Origin of the sequence: Thermococcus sp. ES12 (genome assembly GCF_012027515.1) — an archaeon.
Taxonomy (GTDB): domain Archaea; phylum Methanobacteriota_B; class Thermococci; order Thermococcales; family Thermococcaceae; genus Thermococcus; species Thermococcus barossii.
Window position 1 is genome coordinate 1 of sequence record NZ_SNUP01000053.1, and the last position, 467, is coordinate 467.

The following is a 467-nucleotide window of genomic DNA, read 5'->3' on the forward strand; positions in this document are numbered from 1 at the left end:
GTACTTCTCACGTCAAACCACTTCTCACTTGGAGCCCATGCTTTGACATATATGTTAACGCTGCTTTCTGCTAGCTCATTAACATACACTGCTGGCTCTGGTTCAGCCAGAACAAGGGGCATCTCCTCTAGAGTTTTCTTTATAACTTCAATAGCTCTGCTTATATCCTCTTTGTACGCTATTCCTATGAGCACGTCAACCCTTCTCGCTGGATATTTCTGTAGATTCCTTATCTCACTGTTAAATATTTTCTCATTTGGAATTCTGACTAAAGTTCCGTCCCAAGTCCTTATCCTCGTAGAGAGAATCCTTATGTCATTGACAACTCCAGAATAGCCAGCAACTTCAACAGGATCACCTATCTTCAATGGTTTATCAAAGTACATAAATATGCCGGAGATGAAGTTTGCTATTACAGTTTGAGCAGAAAAACCCAAGACTATACCAGTTATTCCTCCAGCAACCAT

General features: G+C 40.7%; 1 protein-coding gene. It reads right to left on the minus strand.

Annotation, left to right across the window (positions count from 1 at the left end; all coding sequences use genetic code 11):
- Window positions 1–467, minus strand: a 467-nt coding sequence (locus E3E37_RS10980; RefSeq protein WP_167717375.1) for a mechanosensitive ion channel family protein, incomplete at both ends; no start/stop codon positions are given.